Below are 22155 nucleotides of genomic sequence, written 5' to 3' on the forward strand. Positions count from 1 at the left end.
TTCTACTTGCGTACACGGCCAGATCAACCCTGCCGAACTGGCGCGCGACGGTAGCTCACAGCTTCACCGCCAGCCTTGGCCAAGCGTGGACACGACCAAGACACGTTCTGACGTGGAGATCCGAAGGTCGCCGCGCGAGGCGCAACGGCGAGACCGTCGGCCTCCTTTCGGATCTGAACCGATGGCCGCCCGGCGTGTCTTGCTTGGTGCAGAGAAATGGCCCAGGCCACCGTCGCACTGCTTGCACTCGCCCACTCCAGCGCACGCACCAACACCGCGCCCACGCACCGCAACAACCCTGGCACACCGCAACAGAACACCCGATCCTCGGCAGCCGAATCTCGCCGCCGTGCGCACGCACCAGCTGGCGCTCGCGCGCGCACGCCGCACGCTGGGCAGCCCGGCCGCACGCCCGGACGAGCGCTGAACCAGGAGGAGGTGACCGCGATCGCGCAAGCCTTGTGTGCACGCGATCCCAGCGGCCGCCGCGACCCCGCTCTGGTCGCCAAAGCACTGCAGCACCATCACCTCGATGGCTGGAACCCGACCCGCATCGCCGCCGAACTGAACAAGAACCGCTCCACCATCAGCCGAATCCTCCGCGATGCCGACACCATCCCCACGCCGGCACCGGCGTCTTCGAGCCCTCCAATCAGCAAGATCGGAGCCACCGAATCTCCGGGGGCCACCCGTTCGGAAGCCGATCTTTCCCGCGCCTTCTGAACGCCTTCTCGAAAGAAGCGGGTGCAGCGAGTGTCTCGACATCAAGGAGCAACCAGTGTTGGATGATACGACCAGTGTTCTTCCGAGTGCCCTGCAATCTGTTTCGCCTCACACCAGCGTTGTCGGTTTCCGGGCGGACGAGGGGGAGATCCGCATGGATACCGATATCACCTGCCCGCACTGCCACAGTCTCGATCTCGTGCAAAGCGTTCCTGCCCTGCACGCCGACGGTGTGTCCACCAGCTTCAGCAGCGCCAACCACACCGGCGTCGGCATCTCCACCCACGGGTTCGTACCCGTCATCGGCACCTCCGACATCGAGCGCACGAATACCAGCGCCCTCGTACGGGCTTTGCCGCTGGGGCCCCGAGAGCAACCACTCGGCACCCTTATCAAGTGGGGCTTACTCCTCCTCATCCCCGCCTTGCTTTTCATCGCACCGACCGTCGCCACAGTCGCTGACCACCCACTATGGAAAGCGGTGATCTCGGCAAGCCTGTCTCTGGGGTGCATCGCGGCACCTGCTGGCATTGTCCTGTTGTTCGCCGCGCTTCGTGCTCGCGACAATGCCAAGATCCGACGGGGCCGTCCGGCAGCGTGGGCGGTGTGGAGCTCAGCCTGGTATTGCCACCGTTGCGGTCTCGCGTACTGGCCGGTCTCACCAGCCCCATCCATCCCGGCGCGGCAGGGTTTCGCACCGGGACAGTTCCAGTGGTTCGTATGGAGCGCCGGGCACTACGCCCGGGCGTGACATCGATGCCCTAGCGGTTCACGTCGGATTCCCGCTTGGCGCCTCTATCTGAGCTTCGCTCTCTTCGTTGACAGCATCGCCAGGAGCAGTATTTCGATTCTTTCCGGACTGCGTAGTCTTCGGAGCGCCCGCAGGAGCACGTGGCGGGCTGCCGCCCACGATGTCGGCTTTGCTGCGAGCTGCGGCCAGCAGTTGCCGGACCTGCCGTGGTGTGATTTCGAGCAGGTCGGCAATATCGCCGTCGGGGTCGCCGTGGTGTTTGATCGCCGCGACAGCGCTGGCTTGCCGATCACGCTGCACCTCCACCTGTTCGGTGGCCGCAGCCTCGAGTTCAGCTATCCGGTTTCGAAGCTGCTCGATCTCAAAGTCACGGCGCGTGATGATCGCGTTGATCGCCTGCCAGGCAGCGATGTGTTCCGCGACTGCCGCTTTGATCTCTTTCTCCCGCTGACGCTCCCGCACACGGCGCTGCCGTAGTCGATCCCGGGACCGTTCCAAACGTTCAGAGACTTCCGGCGACTTCGCTCCGCGTCTCGGATTAGGCATCACAGGCTCCTATCCCAGCCTGCCAGCCTGATGCTTCCCCGACCCAAATTCTACGCCCCTGAACGCATCCCCCACAAAGTTCCTCCTGTCCTGAGTCGCGCCTGCATGCACTCGGCCCCGTCCCACGAGAGGAAGTCATGCTCGACAAAAATCGCTATGCCACCACCACGCCGGACCGTGCTGTATGGATCGACGATCCGGGCGAATTCATGGCCTCGGTACCCGCGATCCTCGGTTTCGTCCCTCACCGTTCCCTGGTCGTCGCGCTACTCGGCCTGGAGCCCAACCGGCGCATCGCTGCCATCAACGCGGTGATCCGCTCCGACCTGCACGACCCGCAGGACATGGCCGACGCCGTCGCAACAGCGGCTGCTACCAACAGCGCCGACGCGGTCCTCGTTTTCGTCATCGACGACCGGCAGCCTCCGCTGCACCCCTACGACGCCGTCGTGATCGCTGTGCACGATCGGCTCGCCGAGTCCGGTATCGAGGTCAAAGGCGCCTGGACCGTGCACCGCATCGCCGCCGGGCAGCGGTGGCACAGCCTGCGCCCACCCCACCGAGCCGGGCGGCTTCCCGATCCATCGACCACCGTCACCGCGGTCGACCGCGTCTACCGAGGCGGGTCGGTCGCACCCGACCGACGGACCCTCAAAGACCTGTTCACCCCGCTGCCCGCACTGGGCAAGCAGATCTCCGAGCATCTCCCCGACGCCGAAACCCGCCTCCATCAAGGTGACGCGGGCGCGCGTACCCGCCTGCGGATCCGAACCATGCTGCACAATGTGGCCACGGCAAATGCCAGTGGGAAACCCGGGCCGCGTGCACTCGCCGAGATCGCCGTCGCCTGGCGCGACACCCCGGTCCGCGACGCCGCACTCGCCCTGGCCGGCACGGTCCACTCCAACGCCGCCGAGCAGGTAGCACTCACCTTGACTCGCACGCAGACCGGGCAGGATCGCGCCCGTGCCGCGGCGGTACTGGCGTTCCTGACCTATCACCGGGGGGAGGGCACCCTGGCAGGGATGGCGCTCGAGGCGGCCCTCACCGCCGACCCCTACAACAGCCTGGCAGCGCTGTTGCGCACCGCACTCGATTGCGCCCTGCCCGCCGACCAGTTGCACTTTCTCGCCCAGCACGCCCGCGATGCCCTGGCCACGGCCGGTGTGGAGATCTCGCCGGTTGCGCTCCCCGACCTGCTGTAACCGCGATTGTCTCGGCGGCATGAGGCAGGAGCAGCCGAGCCCGTGGCACCCCGCCGAGTCCATTTGGGCATCTAGCCCTGACTTCCAGCCGAGGAGATTGCATGTCGGAGGAGTTTCGCCTTGTGCACTTGCCGCTGCGGCTGCTGGTGCGCAATGAGTTCAATACACAGTGGCACGCGTTCGGACCGAATTTTGATGACTTCCACGACTTGGTCCAGTACATCAGGCAGTCCCAGATCTCACGTGCGCGAAAGCGGATTGTGCAGGTCTGGATGCGCGACCGGCGAGAAGGCGGTGAGGCGCGGTACCGGATGACGACCGTGTGGGAAGGGACCCGTCTGTCTTCCGGCATGGGCATGCGCTTCGCCGTGGAAGTCCCCGAATTCCCCCGGGACTACGATGGCCCCGGCTGACAGTCCGGAGACCAAGCTCTGCATCCGAGGACCCGTCATCCGCCTGTCCGCCCCATACGCAGTCCCGGCGAACGTACTTCAGGTCAGTTCTTGTCCTGGCCGGATCTCCCATGTTCCGACATCTGTGTAGAAGCGACCGAACTTTCGCAACCATGCAGCGATCGTCTCGGTTGCCCTCCTGGCGAGTTCGTCGGTCATGCCGGTGCTTTGCTGGAGTGCGGTTTGCAGCTCCACGTTGGTGAGGGTCCCTCCATTTGCCAGAGGCTTCAGGAGGGGAATGGCGTGCAGCCGAGCCTCGATCCAGGCGGAAAACTCGGGTTCGGGTAGCCCGGGCGGGACCCCGAGGAACGCCAGGTCTCGGAGAATGGCCGCTTCGACCGATCGGCTGTATTGTGCCCGCCCGCAGTAGTATCCGTAGACGGCTTCCGGGCGCCGTGTTACCGGGTACCACTCCTGTCGTGGGGAGTGTTCTGGCTCGGCTTTCAGTAGATCAGCTTGCTTTCGAGCCAGTTCCGCCATGTGCGGTGATGCTTGGATCGCTTGCATCTGGATGTCGGTGAGCGCCCGGCTGACCTCGGCGTGGTCTGCGGGGACCTCGACCAGGATCTCAATATTGGAATATGGCGCCAGCCCTGTCGCCTTGCCGGTCAGGTTCGCCGACCCGAGTAAGCACAGATTATCGGCGAGATAGAGCTTCGCGTGTAGACGCGGGCACAACGCGATATGTAGGCGTTCGTCCTCGGCCGCGAGTTCGATAATCTCGGGGTCGGAGACACCGGCCGCGATCTCTTCGGGGATCCAGCGGGTCACACATGTGATGCTCTCGACGGCGCCAGGGACGATAGCGAGCGTGGCGGCCAAGACCTCTTTTTTGATGAACGGTGCCACCAGAGTGACCTGCTCGCGAGCTCCTGCTACGAGTTCTGAGACCTGCCGCCAGATATGGGCGGAGTCGGTCACTAGTCGGTCCCTCCGTCTACGAAGTCGCGGGCATATCGGCCCCACTCTCGTCGGGCGTCGGCGATCCGTTCACGGTCTTTGTCCGGGTAGGTTTCGTCCTCCATGCGAGCCCAAGAGAAGAGCAGGAGCTTGAAGGTTTCGGCTGCTTGTTTGAGCCGGTCACGCAGATCGTCCGCGTCGGCATCCTGGGGTACTTCCTCGAGGACCGCCATCAGCTGGTTGTGGACCGGGTGCCTTTTGTTGAAGATCACCTGAAGCATCCCGGCCATCAGGTCGATACTGAAGAACGCGGAGGTGTCCTGGAAACCGGAGATCCATCGGACCCGCCAGTCCTGTTCGAGGGCTTCCTCGACCATGGACTTGGCGGTGTCTTCGTCGACATGGTGCGACTTGGTGAGGGACTCGACCTGTTCGTGCCGCTTGCTCTCTTCGGTAGCGTCTTTGTCCAGGTCATCGGTCTTGCCGGTGTAGCCCTCCGCTCCACGGCGTTTGACGGTGTCGGTTGCCCTGGATGCGACGTCGTCGCTGTAGCGCTTGTTACCCTTGCGGTTACCGACCGTTTGCTGCTTCAGCTTGCTGCGCATGCTCTTGAGCAGCTTGTTCTCCAGGTGTTCAACCAGGTCGATCAGCGGAAGCCTGGGGTCTCCGAGCTCTTCGAGTCGCTGCTTGAACTCTTTCATGCTTTCGCCCGCTTCGGCGTGGGCTCGCCAGTCGAAGTGCGCCAGCGACGAGAACACCGTGGCGCTCTGCTTGTTGTTCGTCACCCCGAAGACCGAGTCGAGCTCCTGTGGGAACTCGACCTCGATGCCCCACCACCGCTCCGTGGGGTCGTATCCGATCGCCCATGATGTGTCGAGCTCGAGCTCTCGTCCCTGACGGACCAGCGAGATACCGATATTGCGGCCGGCGTGCTTACCCCACGGCAGCCGGCCAGCGTCGGCAGTGGGACTCATTCCGGCGGGCCATGGGTGCCCGTCCACGTCGCCGCGACGAGCCTCGGGCCGGGCAATCGATGCTCGAACCGTAATGGTGTACTTCTTGCCGTTGTGGGTTACCGGGATGTTTTCCACACCTGGCTCGGCTTCGTTGCCCATGAAGTGCGGCATGAACATCGGTTTGCCCGAAAACGGCTCTGGGACAGATTGGGAAGCCATCAGGTAGAGCGGGTCATTGGGTTCTACCCGCTTGAGGGCGCTGTCGACGACCTCCCCGTTGCGGACCGGTGCCAGCCGGATTTCGACACGGCCGTCATTAATGTAGTGCCGGTATATCCGGCCGATCAGGTCCGCGGTGTTCCGCAGGGTAGCTGCGGCGCCGTACCAGTTGACCCTGTCCAGTTCAGACCAGACGACAAGGGTGCCTGTGGGGCCGAGTCCTTCGCTGAGGTCATGCCAATAGGCCGGCAGCGGCTGGTGTGTGGGCTCAGGTACATCGTCAGCCTGGCCCTTTTCTATCTGTTCGAGGCTGAGGTAGGTGTGCATGGCATTGGCTGGCCCGTTGGTCCAGGACCAGACGTCGAGTCGGGTGCACTGTGACATGCTCGAGTTGGGCAGCCCCATGCCGAAGCGGCCGATGCGCGTGGGATCGGCGCCGCGCCCGTCACCGTACTTGAGCGCACGACGTAGCGTTGGGGGATCCATGCCTTCGCCGTTGTCGAGGACCGCAATTTTCTCGACGCGGTAGCTGGTGCGCGATCCGGCCTTCACGGGCGCTTCGCAGGCGAAGACCTCCACGAGTTCAGCCTGCGCGTCGATGCTGTTGTCGATTAGTTCCGCGAGGGCATAGGCGGTGTTCTTGTAGCCGCTGTCTCGCATGGCTTTGACGGTCAGCGTGGGGCTGACGATCCGATAGTTGCCGTCTTCGCTGGTCACGCTGTCTCCCATACGTCTTCCCAGTTGGTGAATGCTTCTGCCACGTCGCCGAATCCGGGCAGTTCCGGGTTGACGACGGTAACGATTTCGCAGGTGGCGGTGCCGCCGGCCTTCGGTCCACGGATCACCCGGCCGACCATCTGGCTGTAGAGAACCAGGGATTTGGTGGGCCGGGCTATCACGGCCGCGCTCGCTGCCGGCGCGTCGAATCCGGTGGTCAGGACACCGAAGTTGCACAGGACCATGGGGCGCCGACCGGCCCCTTTGAAACGAGAAATGACCTGCCCCCGGTGCCGCGGGGAGGATTCACCCGTGACGAATTCTGCATCGACCCCGGCAGCAGACAACACGGCTGCAATCAGGCGGCAGTGCTCCACCGATGCCGCGAATACCAGAATCCGATTGTGCTGCTGAAGAAGGTCGGTGATCGTCTCGATGATCTTGAGGTTCCACTGCTCGTCCTGGGCGAGCTCGGCCAGCATCGTATGCGAGATGTCGAATGACTTCGCCAGGAGTTGCTGCTCGCGGACGGACAGGTGCATCCCTGCCGCGGCGGCCACGGTACGCATCTCTGGTTTCGCTAGGTAGCCCTGTTCGATGAGAGCCGTGACCGGGTTGGTATAGCCCTCGATCTCCAGCATGACTTTCTGCCGGGAAAAGTACTCGGAGAGTTCTTCGTCTTTGGATATATCGGCCCATGTCCGCCCGGGAGTGGCAGTCAATCCGAGAAGCCCGGCGTCATAGCGGATCGTCAGGTCATCGACGACAGCCTGGTAGGTCGGCGCAATGATCTGATGCGCCTCATCGAACACCGTCAGCGTGCTGCGGGCCGCCAGTGTGGTCAGGAATTGTGGGTCGGTTTTTGCGGCGGACACGGCCTTTTCCAGGCCCAGGACAACGAGGCCGTCGGTGAGGCCGTCCAGGGCGGCCGGGGTGTTGCCCCACAGCCGGACTGCCGACAGTGGTCGATCGCCGAGATTCGCCCAGGCCCTGTCGAACTCGGCGGCAGCCTGCTCCAGGAGTTCACGCCCGTGGGCCAGCCACACCACCACGGTCGGTTCGTTCTGCCGCAGATGGTCACAGATCAGGCTCATGCCCGTTCTGGTCTTGCCGACGCCGGTGGGCAGGTGTAGTACGACCCGCCTTGGGCTGTCGTAGAGAAGTTCCTTCACCCGGGCCGCGGCGCGCCGCTGATGCGGAAACAGGGCATAGTCCGGATCGGTTTGCACGCTGTACGCCGGAGGAAGGCAGGGCGCACGGTCGACCGTCAATCCCAGGAACTCGAGGAGTTCGCGTCGCTGTTCCGCTGTCCAGTCGAGGTCACGCAGGCAATCCAGCGGTTGCCGACCGTCGACGAGCGCACCGAGCCTCTGCACCAGTTCGACCTGTTTCGGCTCGGGAAACATTGCGAGTAGCGTGCTGCGCTCGACGTCCTCGGCCACCAGCCGCTCAAGGTCGATATTGACCGAGGCGACCGCGCGGAGTCGATCGCTGTCGGCCGCACCACCATTGAGCAGATCGAGAAGCGCGCACAGCCGGTCACCGAGGCGCTCCCGGATATAGGGCATCGGCGCTGCCGCGATAAGTTCCTTGAAGGAGATGCCCGGTGACCATGTCGTCACTGCCCCTCCCATCCCCGCTGCGAACGGCGGTGCACGCACGCACCATTCGACGCGATCGCCGTCATCGGTCTCCCACCTCGTAGTCGGGCGCGCCGGGCACACCATCCCTATGTGCCGATCCGCTACGCCTCAGCGCGCATGCCATCCTAGTGGCGCTCACCGACAGCCAGGGTAACGCAAGCGAATAAACTTGGCAGAGAGTGGCTTTCGGCCCACCAGGCTCGCTTCGGGGCCATCCAAAGCGCCACATCGCGGGCGGACTCCGGTCCGCGGGGTCAGGGGCCGGCATCTCGATGCGCCGACCCGCCCGCAGGGCTCGCTCTCCGGCTAGGATCCCCATATGCTCCTGGTGGAACCCCGACAGTGGGGAGAGACTTCCACCAGGAGTAGATTGATGTGCATAACGACCGGGAAGGGGTAGCCACAATGGGCGGACCAATCGAGGCAGGCGAGTCCTACCTCGACTACAATGCCACCGCGCCACTCCGCCCCGAGGCACTCGCCGCGTCTGTCGACGCGATGCAAACGGTCGGGAATGCCTCTAGTCTGCACGGCGCGGGACGTCGCGCTGCGGAGAAGGTTAACAGGGCTCGCCGGCAGGTAGCAGGGCTCCTCAATTGTTCACCTGGTGAAGTCATTTTCACCTCCGGAGCCACCGAGGCGAACAACCTGGCCCTGCAGATCTCCTACACCGCCGGAAGATCGCTGGTGACAAGCCCCGTGGAGCACCCGGCCGTGCTCGCCGCAGCGCGGGCTCTGACCCGCGACCACCCTGATGACCTCGTGCTATTGCCGGTCGCCGCGGACGGCCTGGTGGATCTCAGCGCCCTCGACCGGGTCCTTGCCGCGCGTTCCGGCGGCACAGTGTCGTTGATGGCCGCGAACAACGAGACGGGCGTTCTCACCGATATCCGGATCGCTGCCAAGTCGGCCCATGAGGCCGGTGCCGTGATTCATACCGACGCCACACAGGTCATCGGGAGACTCCCTGTGGATGTCGCCGAACTCGATGTGGACTTCCTGTCGCTGTCGGCTCACAAGTTCGGCGGCCCGCAAGGCGTCGGCGCCCTCTACGTCCGCCGCGGAGCGCGCGTGCTGTTTCGTCCACTGCTTCACGGCGGTGGGCAGGAACGAGGCTGGCGTGCAGGCACTCTCAACGTCGCCGGGATAGCAGGGCTGGGTGCCGCTGCTGAGGCAGCGCGTATCAGCATGGAAGAAGAGGCTGCACGAATCGCTGTGCTGCGCGACCGGCTCGAGAGCCAACTGCTCCGGAACGTTCCCGGCTGCCGGATCAACGGCCGACCCGACCAACGCCTACCCGGCGTGATAAGCATCACATTTCCTGGTGTTCCCGCCGACGCTGTTCTGGCCGCTATGCCCGATGTCGCAGCCTCGGACGGTAGCGCCTGTTCGTCCGGTGCCCCGACTCCCAGCCATGTCTTGTTAGCGATGGGACTGTCGCGAGAAGACGCTGATTGCACTATCCGTTTCTCGCTGGGGCACGCCACCACCAGCTCCGAGATCGAGCATGCAGCACAGGCCGTCGTGCGGGCCGTCGCGCAGGTCCGTTCGGCTATGACATAGCCCGAACCTTTCGGGTCGGACCATGCCACGGCCCGCGCCATGCCAGAGCAAACCATTGGACTACAGAGAGGTTCGGATGTCGGACGGTCGACTCGCGGATGCTGCCCATTTCGCCTTCGCGCGCCATGAAACCTTCGCGCCGCGCTTCGGCTGGTTACACAAGTCGTATGTGCAGGTCAGAGACGACCCCAGCGCGTTCCTCGCCGACGATGCGCCCGTGTTGTTCGGCGTGGGCAAGAACATGGTCTACGCGATGCGGTACTGGTCGCGCGCGTTCAAGCTGACTCGTGAGCACTACCCCGCCCCCGGTGCCCGGTCGAAGTTCGCTTACCCGACGTGGGAGGCCCGCTGGCTCCTCGACGAGGACGGCGCCGACCCGTATCTGGAGGAGCACGGCAGCCTGTGGCTGCTGCACTGGTGGCTGGTGTCCTCTCGCCCCGGGGCGAAAAGTCACGCGCCTACCTGGTACACCGCGTTCCACCTCGCTCCATTTTCCCGATTCACGGTGGCAGACCTGACCCAGGTCGTGGTCCGGCATGTCAACTTCTCCTACAAGGAGAGCCCGGTCGAAGCTTCGATCGTCCGTGACATCGACTGTCTGACCAAGATGTACGCCCGGACCGCCCCGGAGAAAGCCGGATCCCCGGGCAACTACGAGGACCTACTCGCCTGCCCCTTCCGGGACCTCGACCTCCTCACGTTCGTCGGGACACGCGGGAAACCCGAATGGCAGTTCACCAGTGGGCACCGCACCACCCTGCCTGCACCAGTCCTGGCCTACGCCTGCCTCGACTACGCGGCCACGTTCACACGTCAGGCCAATTCGATCTCTGTTGCCCGCCTCGCGAACGAACCCGGTTCTCCGGGTCGCGCATTCCGGGTGAGGGAGAACGAAATCGTCAATGCCCTGAAGAAGGTCACCGCAACCCATGGGCTGCTCAACCTGACCGAGACGGTCGGCCAACGCAGCCTCACATTCGCCGCTGACCCGCTCGACTTGGCATGGGAAGTCTTGGACGAACAGTACGGCGGAGTCACCCGCCGCCCCGGATTTCCCAGCCGTGACGAATGGACCGCACGATTCCCCCAGCTGACCGCAGCCGAGCACAGGGAACACGCCACCACGTCCGACAACACCGAGTCGCTCTTCGAGGAGACCGCGTGACCACCGCATCGCCCACGCGCCCCCGCACCAGCGTGACCAGTCCTACGCCACGCTTCCCCGCCGGTATCGAACTCGTCGGCTCGCACATGCGCTCGACCAACCTGGAGCGCGACGTCCGCGACTCCCTGCACGACCCCTACGTCGGCGCCCAGGCCGTCGACGTCATCGAACGGGTCGCCAGTGCAATCGCGGACAATCGACGCACCAGGGCATGGTCGTTCACCGGACCGTACGGGTCCGGAAAGTCCACCCTCTCCAACTTCATCGACGCGCTACTGGGACAAGACCTCGAGCGACGCAAGGAAGCCGAACGCATCCTCAACGAGGCCAGCCCCGCACTCGCGCAGCGTCTCGGCACGGCACGCGACGCCGCGACCGCAGAAGGGTTCCTCGGCGGTGTAGCCACCGCACGCCGCGAACCTCTCGTGGTGACGCTTGCCCGCGCCCTGCATACCGCCGCGGAGCGGCGCTGGGGCAAGCGCATTCCCAAACCGGTCGCCGCGGCGCTCGACAGATGTGCCGACCCGGATTCTGCGGGCGCCAAGGAAATCCTCGAGGCGGTCACCGTCCTGACCTCCGACGGACAACCCCTTCTTCTCGTCATCGACGAGTTCGGCAAGACGCTCGAGCACCTCGCCGGACACAACGAGTTCAGCGGCGCACAGCACGATCTGTTCCTGCTACAAGAACTCGCCGAGAAGGCCGCCGGCGCCAAAGGGCTGCCTGTCTATCTGATGACCTTGCAGCACCTGTCGTTCATGGACTACGCCTCGCGGTCGAGCGAGCTCAAGACCCGGGAATGGGCCAAGATCCAGGGCCGCTTCGAAGACATCACTTTCGTCCCACACCACGGGGACTCCCTAGAGCTCCTGCGCCGAGCCCTCGATCATTCGAACGTGAGCCGCTCCGGACATGCCTTGATCGCCAAGTCGGCGGAGGCATCCGCAGACATCTGGACTCAGCACGGCCTCGGGGTCCTCGCCGACCTCGGGCCCGCGCATTTCGCGGACCTCTACCCGCTGCACCCCCTCACCGCTCTGGCCGCGCCGATCCTCGCCGCGCAGATCGGGCAGCACGACCGCAGCCTCACCGGATTCCTCAACAGTGGCGAACCCAACACCGTCCGATACACGCTGGCCCGTCACTCCAAGCAGAAAACCGACACCGCCGGCACGGTGCAGCTGCCGCAGCTCTACGACTACTTCCTGAACTCCGGTCGCACGACCCTGCTCGCCTCGGTCAACGCAACCCGGTGGATCGAAGTCGATATGCGCATTCGCGAAGCGAACGGCCTTCCGGACGCCGACCAGGACATCGTCAAAACCGTCGGAGTGCTCAACCTCATCGACTCCGACGGCGTCCTCAGCGCCACGGCACCGATGATCCACTTCGCCCTGCACAACCCGACCGAGGTGGACGATCCCGACGCCTTCCTCGCCCTCCAAGAACGACTCACCGGCCTCGTCAAGAAGGGCCTGCTCGTTCGTCGCGAATTCAGCGGCGAGTACCGCGTTTGGCAGGGCACCGATGTCGATATCGACGGCCGGCTCAAAGAGATCACCGCTCACCTCGACGAGGTATCGGTAATTCGCCGCCTCGGCGACTTCGTCCCACAGGCCTTCGTCGCAGGACGCCACAGCCAGGTCACCGGGATGATGCGCGTGTTCTATTCCGCGGTCAGCGGGCCGGAAACCAACCGCATCGCCGCTCCCGACAACCTGAAAGAACCCGCCGACGGTCTCCTCATCTTCCACCTCGGTACCGACGCCGACCGACCGAACGTCGACTCATCCCTGCCGGTACTCGTCGGTACGACCCCCGACCCGAAATCAGTGGTCGCAACAGCGAAATATCTGGTCGCGCTGAAAGAACTCAGCAACGAGCACGACCTCGACCATGTTGCCCGACGCGAGATCACCGAACGAATCGTGCAAGCCGAGGCCGAACTACTCGATCTGGTCCAAGAAGCCTTCTATCCACCGTCGGCCCAGGCGTCGTGGTGTTTGTGGCACAGTGGAATCGCCCCCGCCGCAGAGCCTGACGCCTCAAATCTCCGAGCGCGCAGCCTCAACGGGCTGGTCTCCTTGGCCTGCGAGGCGGTATATCCGCATACGCCGCACATCCGCAACGAGATGCTCGGCCGTCATGTCCTGACAAGTCAAGCTGCCCAGGCCCGCGGCGTACTGCTGGGGGCCATGCTCTCTGGGTCCGCGCAGAAGAATCTCGGCTTCAACGACGGATACCGTGCCGAACGCGCTATGTACAGCGGTGTACTCGCCTACCTCGGCCTGCATCGAGAAAATGGAGTGACGCAGGCCGAAACTCAGCACGACAGTCTTCTCCCCTACGGTTTCTCGCCCCCGGGCCCGGGCCACGAACATGCCCAGCCGGCCTGGAATGCTTTGAACGAGACTTTGACGGCAGCCACCAAGCAAACCAGCCTCGAGCAGGTCATCCGGGTATTGATGAGTCCGCCCTTCGGACTGAAAGCTGGCGTCGTTCCTGTCTTTCTGATCCCGGCCTTGGTCATTCGCCAGCACGATGTCGCCCTGTTCGAGGAGGGTACCTACCTTCCGCGACTTGCTCCTGAGGTGGTTGAACGTCTCGTCAAAGCCCCGGCGCGCTTCTCGATCAAGTGCACCCCGGCCGGAAAGGGCCAGCGTGGTAGCGTCCTCAAGAAGCTGATGGTCTCACTCGGCGTGGAGCCGACGCGTTCCAAGGCCGTACGCAACCCCGACATCCTTCCCGTGGCCCGTGCTTTGATCGCCCGCGTAGCCGGCCTCAACAAGTACGGCAGGACAACCAAGAACATCTCGGCAGACGCTCAAGCTGTGCGTGCGACCATCACCAAGGCGCTCGACCCCGACGACCTGATCTTCAACGCCTTGCCCAGGACGTTAGGGCTGCCCGAAATCGCCACTGACGCGCGGGTAGACGCAGAGGCTGCGAAAACGTATGTCGACCGTCTCACGGCAGCAGCCGATGAGCTTGCCTCCATCAACACCGAACTGCGCACCGACGTCGTGCGTTCTCTGGCCGAGGAGTTCCGCCTGCCCGCGACGCTGCCGACTCTTCGCTCCGAGCTCGCGGCCCGACTTCAGGGATTCAGCGACGCAGCCCTGACATCAGAGCTGCGGGGCTTCGTCGACTTCGCTCTCAGCGAGAGTCTCGAGGACGAGGACTGGCTCGATCCGATCGTCGTCCGGTTGACCAACTCTGCGCTCGGCGACTGGGACGACCGCGAAGCCGACGCCTTCCCGCAGAAGGCACGGGCCATGGCCTCCGCGCTCGACCGCGTCGGGCACCTCCATAATTCCGCCCAAGAATTGCACGGTCCGGAAGAAAAGCTCGACGCGCAGTTGTTGACCTTGACCGACAGCAGCGGCGTCGAACAGCGCACCTTGATCTACATACCGGCACAGGTCCGCAACGACGCAGACACTATGGCCGCGGATGCCGTGAAACAGGCCGAGAAGATACTCGGTCCAGACGGCGCACGCATCCTGCTCGCCGCCCTCGCGCAGCGCGTCGCCGACGTCACGATCGCCGCAAGCGAACGAAAGGACCGGAAGTGACCGACACAGACAACCCCCAGAAGGTCAGGCACGTACTCGGCATCTCCGGCGGCAAAGACTCTTCGGCACTTGCCGTCTACATGCGCGACCGCGTACCCGAGATGGAGTACTTCTTCTGCGACACCGGCGCCGAACTCCCCGAAACCTATGAGTACCTCAACCGCCTCGAAGCCGCCCTGGGCAAACCCATCGTGCGCCTCAACGCCGATCGCGACTTCGACCACTGGATGCAGGTCTACCAGGGAACCCTCCCCAGCCCCCAGATGCGCTGGTGCACCAAGAACCTCAAGATCAAACCACTCGAAGAATGGGTCGGCGACGACAGAGTCATCTCCTACGTCGCGATCCGAGCCGACGAAAACCGACTCGGATACGTCAGCACCAAACCGAACATCGAAGCTGTCTTTCCCTTCCGCGAGGATGACATCGACAAAGACGGCGTCATGCGCATTCTCGACGAGGCCGGCATCGGCCTGCCCGCATACTACGAATGGCGCACCCGCTCCGGCTGCTATTTCTGCTTCTTCCAGCGCAAGCACGAGTGGGTCGGCCTCAAAGAGCGGCACCCCGAACTGTTCGACCGAGCAGTCGAATACGAAGAAAAGGCCCGCTACCGCCACACTGCCATGAAAGGCCGCAACTACACCTGGTCACAAGGCGAGTCGCTACCGGAACTCATCGACCGCAAGGACGAAATCGAGGCCAAACACCAGGTAGCCCTGGAACGCGCCGCCCGGCGAATCAAACCCAACCGACCCCTCCTTGAGGTACTGAACGACGCACTCGACGAAGACGACGATGAGGCAGGCTGCTCGGTCTGCCATCTGTAACGGGGTGCCGGTGCAAGTCCAACACTCGGAGCAGCCGCGAAACACCCTCAGGTCCCTCGCATTACTGGGGCCCTCCACGAAAGCGGAGGGCCCCAGCCCCACCGACCGTTCGCACTCTCTCGTCGCGGGCCCTAATCAGATCATGCCCTGTGTCTTGACTTAACCGACACTCAAGGCATGCGACGGACTGCCACTGACGACTGACGAGAGGGTTTCTCGCCCCTAAGTGCCGCCCGGTCGGGACAACACCGCCTTTATGGGCTCAGAGCGTCCCGATTCCGACGGGTGGCCGACAGGCTTACTGGTTCGCCTGCGGCCGACCAACTGACTGGATGGCGAGCGACCTGGCCTGGTTTGTTGCCATTCATCGAGTTTCAGAGATTTGTAGTCTCTTCGCCAGCTCGTCGATCGCTACCGGATATCGGTCGTTCTTGAGGTTGCGATAGTTTCGCAACGCGCGTTCAATCTGTGCGCGAGAGTTCGGCGCCAAGTGCGCGAGGAGTAGCTGATGCAGGGCCTCGTTGTTCTCTTTTGCAGTGATCATCTTGCCAGCGCGATTGCCACCAGGCGTGTCTTGCCATACTGATGAGAATGGCGCGGAAGTCATCTTCCAGTCCAGTTCTCCCAGTCGACGAAGGAGTTCGGGCCACTCAAGCAGACGCTGGTCCATGATGTGACGGACGGCCTTCGCCACCTGAATCTGGACCGCAGGGCGCATGAACGGATGCCCATCGCCATCACGCCCCTTAGGCGCGCGGAGGTCCCTCGGGGCCGGATGGGCCTCGTAGCGACTACGGACGTTTCCGCAGGCAGCAAGAAGTTCGTCGATACGTTTGACGATTATCTCGTAACTCTCATCGAGAATGTCATCCGTGGCCCGCTGGGAGATCTTGCTCATACTGTCGTGGAGGCCGTATCCAAGGTTGGTGACCAGGTCGTACAGTATCCCGATCGTCGTCCAGGCAGTGCCCGTGACGCCGACCTGGCGGGTGGCCAGCTTGAGTTCGCCATCATGGCCGACCTTGTTGAACACCTGCACCACATTGTCGTGGCCCAGAAAGGGATGGTCATCCAGCAGTCGGCGAGTAAGGATTGCGAACCCGTCGTCTTCATCGAGAGCTATGTTCTCTTGAGCAGTTGTCTTAACCGCGTTGCGATTGATGTTAGTGAAGAGACGGCGAGTCCTACGGCGCCCCGCGTCATCATCGAAATGCGGGACGACTATCACACTAATATCCTCACGCCCCAACTCTGGATTCCGCTTAACCGCATCCTTGATTGCCTTCAAACGATGCTGCCCGTCCAGCGCGAAGAACTGATGGGTGCCGTCAAAAGTGAGCACACCAAAGTTGCGGTCCATCCCTGCCAGTACATCACCATTTTCGGAGTTTTTTTCCATCTCCAGCGGAAGGTACTCCGGGGCCCCTCCCCAGGCTGCGACGATAATCGCACCAAGGAATCGATTCTCGTTTGTCAGTAGGTAGTTGGTTATCTCAGCTGTGCGTGTACCGACCCCCCGCTGGATCATGGTCGCTAGATCTTTGTTGCCACCCAGCTCATGCGCGAAGTTGATCTCACGCGCCACCGCCGCATAGCTCATGAGACACGAATAGTAGGTCCAGTTACCAACTCTTGCTTCAAAAGCCGGCACGAACGTCTTGGAGGGCATAGCGTCTCTTCCTTGCATAGTGTTCTCAGGATGTCCAGGCAGCTCGTGCAGCGCCCAGGCGTCCGCGTAGTTTGGGGCGGTCTGAGTCGTTGAGCGGCGGGTTCCACAAGCGGATGAGCCTCTTTTCCAGACCTCTGATTTTGGTTCGATCGGAGATTGTGGTGCACCAAAATTCCATCGGGCGCAGCGGAAGGTAGCGGCTCAGCTTCTGTTCACGGGTTATCGGTTCGGTATCGGTCCACAAGGCTTCCGGGCTTGCTCGTAAGTAACGACGGTATTCCTTGTACCGCCGACGGATGGTATTGCCGTCACCGGTTCTCGAAGCGCCCGCTTGTCCTACGTACAGAAGCTGAGGGAAGCTGCCATGAGAAGAAGGACGGCCATCCACCGCAAACGCAAACTGAGGCCGCCAGACGAACATGTACAGGCCCGGCTCGTCGGGAAGGCTAGAGGCCAGATTTCCGGTTGCCTCGTAGACCTCCCATGGTGACGCAAACTCCCGCAGGTCATCGTCAAGTTGCGTACAGCTGGCCGCATCCAGCATACGAAGCAGACCGACCTCGATCGGGAGCGCAGGGCTATCTTCTTCACGATACCGGTGCACTATACGGTTCAGCGCGTCCCCGCCCGGCGCACTGGATACAGACATACGCACTTCTCCCGAAAAATCCTGTTGCACAGATGATCCAGTGTGCCAGACGGAGCCGACAGCCCCTGAGCCTCCGCACGCCGCAGCTACGAAATCAACTTCGACACCGACCGGCCGCCCCGGAGGCACCGATCGCCTCCGTTTCGTTGCTCGATTCACGCCACCGGAAACCAGGGAGCAGTCGGACCAGTTGGCGAATCCGCAGCGGCTCATGTCCACCTGGACCAGGGGGCCATGTATCAACTCATGTCGGAGAGGAGCCCAGATCGCACTTCGAGCTTTCTTGCGCGCGCTCGAATGCTCTCAGCCGAGCCAGCGCATTGCGACCGCGTAGCGTCGCGCTTGCTACGCGATGGCCCGCCTTGTTCACGTGGATCCAAATCAAGCCCGACCGTTGCAGTTGACTGAACCGTCACGGGTTTGGGGCCGCTTCCTTCTTTGAGGAAGATGGTCTCCATCATGTCGAAGCGCTACCCGCCCGAGGTTCGTGACAAGGCCGTGCGTCTGGCCCTCGAACGGCTCGATGAGTACGGATCCGCCTACGCTGCTGCGCGTGCGATCGGCCCGCTGGTCGACGTGCATCACGAAACTCTACGGTTGTGGATCAAGAAGGCCCTCGATGAAGCGCCGTCATCGAGTGCGCCGGCCTCGTCGGGCTTGTCGACAGCGGAGCGAGAGGAGCTGGCTCGGCTTCGGAAAGAGGTCCGAGATCTCGAGCAGACCAACGAGATCCTGAAGCTGGCCTCGGCTTTTTTCGCGCGGGAACTCGACCCGCGACACCGCTGATCGTCGGATTCATCGACGAATACCGCCAGGTCTACGGCGTCGAGTCGATCTGCTGCGCGCTCTCGGCGCACGGCGTGCAGATCGCGCCCCGGACCTACCGCAAAGCCCGTCACCGGCCACCGTGTGACCGTGATATCACCGACGCGCTGGTGGAGAACTCATTACGCGATCTGCACGGCGCATACGAACAGATGTATGGACGCCGCAAAATGACCCGCTACCTGCGCCGTCAGGGCCACGAGGTGGCTTTTTGCACCGTCGACCGTCTCATGCGCGAACTCGGCCTCAACGGTGTGGTCAGAGGACGCAGGCAACGAACGACCGCCCCGGCGAAGGACGGTATCCGTGCTGGTGACAAGCTCAACCGCGACTTCACCGCCGCGGCGCCGAACCATGTGTGGGTCGCCGACTTCACCTATGTGTCGACCGGGACCGGATGGGCGTATGTGGCGTTCGTATTCGACGCCTACTCGCGCGCGATCGTCGGCTGGACCACCTCGGCAAGCAAAACGACCGCTCTGGTGTCCAAGGCCCTCAACATGGCCCTCTGGCGGCGCGATCACTACGGGCATCCGGTCGAGCCCGGCCTGATATTCCACACCGACGCCGGGTCGCAATACACGTCGGTGAAGTTCACCGAATCGCTTGCATTGCAGGGACTCTCCGCATCCATCGGTTCAGTCGGGGACGCCTATGACAATGCTATGGCGGAGTCGATCATCGGCTTGTTCAAGACCGAGGTCGTCAACCGGAGTCGTCTGTTCAAGACCCTCACCGAGGTCGAGTTCGCGGTCATGGAGTGGTGCGACTGGTACAACAACGCACGCCTCCATTCCCGGCTGGACTACCTGACCCCGGCCGAGTACGAGTCCGCCTACTACGCTCAAAACCCACCACGCCGACCGGCGCTGGTCTGAACACGAAGCCGGTCCCGAACCCGTGACGGTTCAGACTGAGATAGTCCTCGTATCGCCAGAGTCCGCGACGATCTCGTTTCGGGGCATGCTCACGGAGCAGATAGGTCACACGGACGACTCGCTGTCTAGCTACATCTTCCAGAAGCGCACGTTGCCGAGTGCGTTGCTGAAGGTATCCAGCCATCCCGCCAATGCGCGGTCGTCTCACCGATCGCCTCTGCGGGAAGAAAGGATCCGCAACGCCCTGAGGGCGTCCGAGCGCCGCGCGGAGTCTCGATGCAGAGTGGCCACAACCATCGCGATCATAGCCGGAAGTTGAGTGAGGCAGCTGATGGCCATGAGCACACCAGCCAGATGAGGTATCGCCATGAGCACGATGATCAGCGGGGGCACGCCTTTCGCGCAACGACGGCGGTTCGCACCCAGGAATTATTGGAAAGTACTTATATTCCCTGTTCAACCTGCATGAATTCTGATTATTATGATGCGTGTCACACCGCGTCGTAGAGCCCTCGTGGGCCGCGGAGGCACAAGCCGGTGATCAACTCACTCGCCGCATCAGCTGCCGCAAAGAGCTGCGGCACACAGAGACCACCGGTGTTGATACCGGGCATTGCGCCCTAACTCTGTTGGCCCCACATATCCCCAGCGCCTGGGGATATGTGGCCCACGGATTGTGGAAATATCTCATACCTGCTCGCTCTCAACGCACGTCGTGTTCCGCCACGCGATAGTGGGGATTCGTCGCCGTCACAGCAAATTTCAGCCCACAATCAACGCCGCAACAGCGGCCGAACACGGCAAGGCCGCGGGCCGCTTCAACGACGCACCACTGCCGCTCACACGTAGCCCTCTTGCGAACAACCGCGGCTATCCAGCCCGAACTCACCTCACCCCTTCAATGCCGGCGCGAGGCCATGCCATTCGCGCTGGCCTTCCGTCGTTCCCGGAAGGTGCATCCGTCATGCCTGACACCGTTCCAGCAGCCCCCTGCTCAATCTGTCAACGACAGGACCACCCTGCGAGGCACCTCATTGGTTCCGACGGCCTCTGCCGGCCCTGCTTCACCGAACTGGCCTCCTGCGGCAGTTGCCGGCAACCCGCACTCAACCTCATCACCGTCACCGGCAGCGCCCGGTTGTGCGAGGGGTGTGCGACCCGCTACCAGCCATGCGTGGCCTGTGCGGAACTGACCGGTCCCGGGATGCGCACCGACCACGACGAACCGGTCTGCCCGAACTGTGCCTACGGGTTGTTCGACAGCTGCTTCGGCTGCGACCGGTTCAGTGCCGCAGGCCGGTATCTGTCCGGCGGCTACCGTGCTTGCGCCCAGTGCGCGGCCACCCGCTACCGCGAGTGCAGGGAGTGCGGGACGTTGTTGCGGGAGAACGGGTCCTGCGACCTGTGCGCGCATCCAGGGCGGGTGCGGGCCTACAGCTACAAACCCGACCCCCGCTTCCACGGCGAAGGCCCCTTGTATTTGGGGTTGGAGCTCGAAGTCATCGTCCCCGAGGACCGCTACAGCGAAGCCGTCGCCGCGGCCACGACCCGGCTGGGCAGGTTGGGGTACCTGAAGAAGGATTCCTCGATCCAGCCCACCGGCTTCGAACTGGTCACTCACCCGCTCTCCTATCGCTTCGCGATCGACGAGTTCCCCTGGACCCTGCTCAGCGAGCTCGACGACCTCGGCTGCACAGTTGATGACACCGTCGGCCTCCATGTGCACGCGAGCCGGGCCGGGTTCGCTTCTCCTGCGCATGTGTATCGGTGGATGAAGCTGCTGTACCGCAACGAGACCGAGGTCGCCACCCTCGCGCGCCGCCGCTCCCGCTATGCCCCCTTCGACCGCGCTGCCCGCGCTCGGGCCCGTGATACTGCCAAAGACCATAAGCATGCGGTCGGGTTGGACCGGTATCAGGCGATCAACCCGCACCCACGTCACACGCTCGAGCTGCGTGTGTTCGCGAGCTCTCTGGATGTGGGGCAGGTGCAGGCGGCTCTCGCGTTCACCGCGGCCTCCATCGACTACACCCGCCACCTCACCATCGGCCATATCCGATCGGGCGGCTGGGACTGGTCCCGCTTCGCCGAATGGGTCGCCGACCGGCCGGAGTATGCACCACTGGCGATGGAGATGGAGGCCCTGGCATGTGCCTGCTGACCTACTACCCCGCCGGCATCACCCCGGATCCGACAGCGCTGCACCTCGGCGCGGTGGCCAACCCGCACGGTCACGGGTTCGCCGTGATCGCCGAACCCGAAGGCCGCATCATCGTCGGCCGCGGCATGCGCGCGGAGAAAGTGATCGACCGGTTCCTGGCCATGCGCGACCGCTACCCGCACAGTCCGGCATTGTTCCATTCCCGCTACGCCACCCGCGGTGTGCACACCATGGAAAATTGTCACCCGTTTCGGCTCGGCGGCGACCCGCGCACAGTGCTGGCGCACAACGGGACCATGCCCAAGCGGGTGTGGCCGCGCGCCTATGACTTGCGCTCCGATACCCGGATCGCGGCGGAGGAATACCTGCCCACCTGGCCATTCGGGTCGATCGACACCCCTCGCGGTTTTCGGGGGCTGGAGTCGTGGCTGGGGCCGAGCAGGCTGGTCCTGCTCACCAACGACCCCACGTATCAACGGTCCGCGTATGTGTTGAACGAGCGGGGCGGGGTGTGGGAAGACGGCATCTGGTACTCCAACACCAACTACAAGAGCGCCTACCTGACCCGGATGCGGCGGGCGGTCTGCCGCTACTGCCTGCACCTGGACCTCGACCGGGCGGGCCGGTTCTGCACCCGCTGCGGATGGTGCTTCGGCTGCGAAGCCATCTTCCCGCACTGCTCCTGTGTCCGCCCTCGTAGATGTACAGCGGCCGTGCCGTTGCGCTGA

General features: G+C 63.5%; 17 protein-coding genes and 1 other annotated feature. Of the genes, 11 read left to right on the top strand and 6 right to left on the bottom strand.

What is annotated here, in order from left to right; translation table 11 throughout:
• Positions 1–438 precede the first annotated feature (438 nt).
• Positions 439–723, top strand: coding sequence for a helix-turn-helix domain-containing protein (locus NF4_RS38770; RefSeq protein WP_063129838.1), 285 nt, complete (start codon positions 439–441; stop codon positions 721–723).
• A gap of 55 nt (positions 724–778) precedes the next feature.
• The gene (locus NF4_RS25070) at positions 779–1474 is read left to right on the top strand and encodes a hypothetical protein (protein WP_063129839.1); all 696 of its coding nucleotides are present in this window, start codon (positions 779–781) and stop codon (positions 1472–1474) included.
• Positions 1475–1492: 18 nt separating this feature from the next.
• Here NF4_RS25070 and NF4_RS38040 read toward each other — a convergent pair whose 3' ends face one another.
• On the bottom strand, positions 1493–1936 hold the full coding sequence (locus NF4_RS38040) for a hypothetical protein (RefSeq protein ID WP_157120569.1): 444 nt from the start codon (positions 1934–1936) through the stop codon (positions 1493–1495).
• Between the two features lie 221 nt (positions 1937–2157).
• Between NF4_RS38040 and NF4_RS25080 the strand changes: the two genes are divergently transcribed.
• Both NF4_RS25080 and NF4_RS25085 read left to right on the top strand, forming a co-directional pair.
• Entirely contained in the window at positions 2158–3225 is a 1068-nt protein-coding gene (locus tag NF4_RS25080; RefSeq protein WP_063129841.1) for a DUF4192 domain-containing protein, read from the top strand.
• A 101-nt stretch (positions 3226–3326) separates the two neighbouring features.
• Complete coding sequence (locus tag NF4_RS25085) at positions 3327–3638, top strand: hypothetical protein (RefSeq protein ID WP_063129842.1); 312 nt, start codon at positions 3327–3329, stop codon at positions 3636–3638.
• A 78-nt stretch (positions 3639–3716) separates the two neighbouring features.
• Here NF4_RS25085 and NF4_RS25090 read toward each other — a convergent pair whose 3' ends face one another.
• From NF4_RS25090 to NF4_RS25100, 3 genes are read right to left on the bottom strand one after another with little or no spacing between them, the layout of a single operon-like run.
• Positions 3717–4598 carry a phospholipase D family protein gene (locus tag NF4_RS25090; RefSeq protein ID WP_063129843.1) on the bottom strand — a complete coding sequence of 294 codons (882 nt, stop codon included), beginning with the start codon at positions 4596–4598 and terminating at the stop codon, positions 3717–3719.
• On the bottom strand, positions 4598–6469 hold the full coding sequence (locus NF4_RS25095) for an ATP-binding protein (protein ID WP_063129997.1): 1872 nt from the start codon (positions 6467–6469) through the stop codon (positions 4598–4600). The genes NF4_RS25090 and NF4_RS25095 overlap by 1 nt, the downstream gene beginning before the upstream one ends.
• Entirely contained in the window at positions 6466–8091 is a 1626-nt protein-coding gene (locus tag NF4_RS25100; RefSeq protein WP_198165470.1) for a DEAD/DEAH box helicase, read from the bottom strand. The genes NF4_RS25095 and NF4_RS25100 overlap by 4 nt, the downstream gene beginning before the upstream one ends.
• A 426-nt stretch (positions 8092–8517) precedes the next feature.
• On the opposite strand from NF4_RS25100, the gene NF4_RS25105 reads away from it, so the two are divergent.
• The 4 genes from NF4_RS25105 (at position 8518) to NF4_RS25120 (ending at position 15245) form a co-directional block, all read left to right on the top strand.
• Entirely contained in the window at positions 8518–9675 is a 1158-nt protein-coding gene (locus NF4_RS25105; protein ID WP_063129845.1) for a cysteine desulfurase family protein, read from the top strand.
• Positions 9676–9751: 76 nt separating this feature from the next.
• A complete protein-coding gene (locus NF4_RS25110) occupies positions 9752–10840 on the top strand; it encodes a DUF4007 family protein (RefSeq protein ID WP_063129846.1) in 1089 nt (362 codons plus the stop codon).
• Positions 10837–14415 (top strand): ATP-binding protein, encoded by a 3579-nt coding sequence (locus tag NF4_RS25115; RefSeq protein ID WP_063129847.1) that lies wholly within the window; start codon positions 10837–10839, stop codon positions 14413–14415. The genes NF4_RS25110 and NF4_RS25115 overlap by 4 nt, the downstream gene beginning before the upstream one ends.
• Positions 14412–15245, top strand: coding sequence for a phosphoadenosine phosphosulfate reductase family protein (locus tag NF4_RS25120; protein ID WP_063129848.1), 834 nt, complete (start codon positions 14412–14414; stop codon positions 15243–15245). Before NF4_RS25115 ends, NF4_RS25120 begins: the two co-directional genes overlap by 4 nt.
• Before the next feature lie 364 nt (positions 15246–15609).
• On the opposite strand, the gene NF4_RS25125 is transcribed toward NF4_RS25120, so the two are convergent.
• On the bottom strand, positions 15610–16914 hold the full coding sequence (locus NF4_RS25125; protein WP_084533442.1) for a DGQHR domain-containing protein: 1305 nt from the start codon (positions 16912–16914) through the stop codon (positions 15610–15612).
• 25 nt (positions 16915–16939) lie between these two features.
• Positions 16940–17563 carry a hypothetical protein gene (locus tag NF4_RS36850; protein WP_084533443.1) on the bottom strand — a complete coding sequence of 208 codons (624 nt, stop codon included), beginning with the start codon at positions 17561–17563 and terminating at the stop codon, positions 16940–16942.
• A gap of 459 nt (positions 17564–18022) precedes the next feature.
• Between NF4_RS36850 and NF4_RS25135 the strand changes: the two genes are divergently transcribed.
• From NF4_RS25135 to NF4_RS25150, 3 genes are all read left to right on the top strand, one after another.
• Positions 18023–19266, top strand: a protein-coding gene (locus NF4_RS25135; protein ID WP_157120570.1) for an IS3 family transposase whose coding sequence is annotated in 2 segments (ribosomal slippage) — positions 18023–18317 and positions 18317–19266 — 1245 coding nt in all. Because the reading frame shifts where the segments join, the coding sequence is not laid out codon by codon here.
• Positions 18310–18438, top strand: a sequence feature (AL1L pseudoknot). (Overlaps the previous gene by 129 nt.)
• A gap of 1174 nt (positions 19267–20440) precedes the next feature.
• Positions 20441–21427, top strand: a complete 987-nt coding sequence (locus NF4_RS25145; RefSeq protein WP_232330644.1) for a hypothetical protein — start codon at positions 20441–20443, stop codon at positions 21425–21427.
• Complete coding sequence (locus NF4_RS25150) at positions 21415–22155, top strand: class II glutamine amidotransferase (RefSeq protein WP_063129851.1); 741 nt, start codon at positions 21415–21417, stop codon at positions 22153–22155. The genes NF4_RS25145 and NF4_RS25150 overlap by 13 nt, the downstream gene beginning before the upstream one ends.

The sequence above is a fragment of the Nocardia fusca NBRC 14340 genome, from assembly GCF_001618425.1.
In the GTDB taxonomy this organism is placed as follows: domain Bacteria; phylum Actinomycetota; class Actinomycetes; order Mycobacteriales; family Mycobacteriaceae; genus Nocardia; species Nocardia fusca.

What these genes read in the sequence shown, in the direction of transcription:
- NF4_RS25105 (WP_063129845.1), top strand. Translation starts at nt 8,518, where the DNA reads ATGGGCGGACCAATCGAGGCAGGCGAGTCCTACCTCGACTACAATGCC.
- NF4_RS25085 (WP_063129842.1), top strand. Translation starts at nt 3,327, where the DNA reads ATGTCGGAGGAGTTTCGCCTTGTGCACTTGCCGCTGCGGCTGCTGGTG.
- NF4_RS36850 (WP_084533443.1), bottom strand. Translation starts at nt 17,563, where the DNA reads ATGTCTGTATCCAGTGCGCCGGGCGGGGACGCGCTGAACCGTATAGTG.
- NF4_RS25125 (WP_084533442.1), bottom strand. Translation starts at nt 16,914, where the DNA reads ATGCCCTCCAAGACGTTCGTGCCGGCTTTTGAAGCAAGAGTTGGTAAC.
- NF4_RS25110 (WP_063129846.1), top strand. Translation starts at nt 9,752, where the DNA reads ATGTCGGACGGTCGACTCGCGGATGCTGCCCATTTCGCCTTCGCGCGC.
- NF4_RS25080 (WP_063129841.1), top strand. Translation starts at nt 2,158, where the DNA reads ATGCTCGACAAAAATCGCTATGCCACCACCACGCCGGACCGTGCTGTA.
- NF4_RS25150 (WP_063129851.1), top strand. Translation starts at nt 21,415, where the DNA reads ATGTGCCTGCTGACCTACTACCCCGCCGGCATCACCCCGGATCCGACA.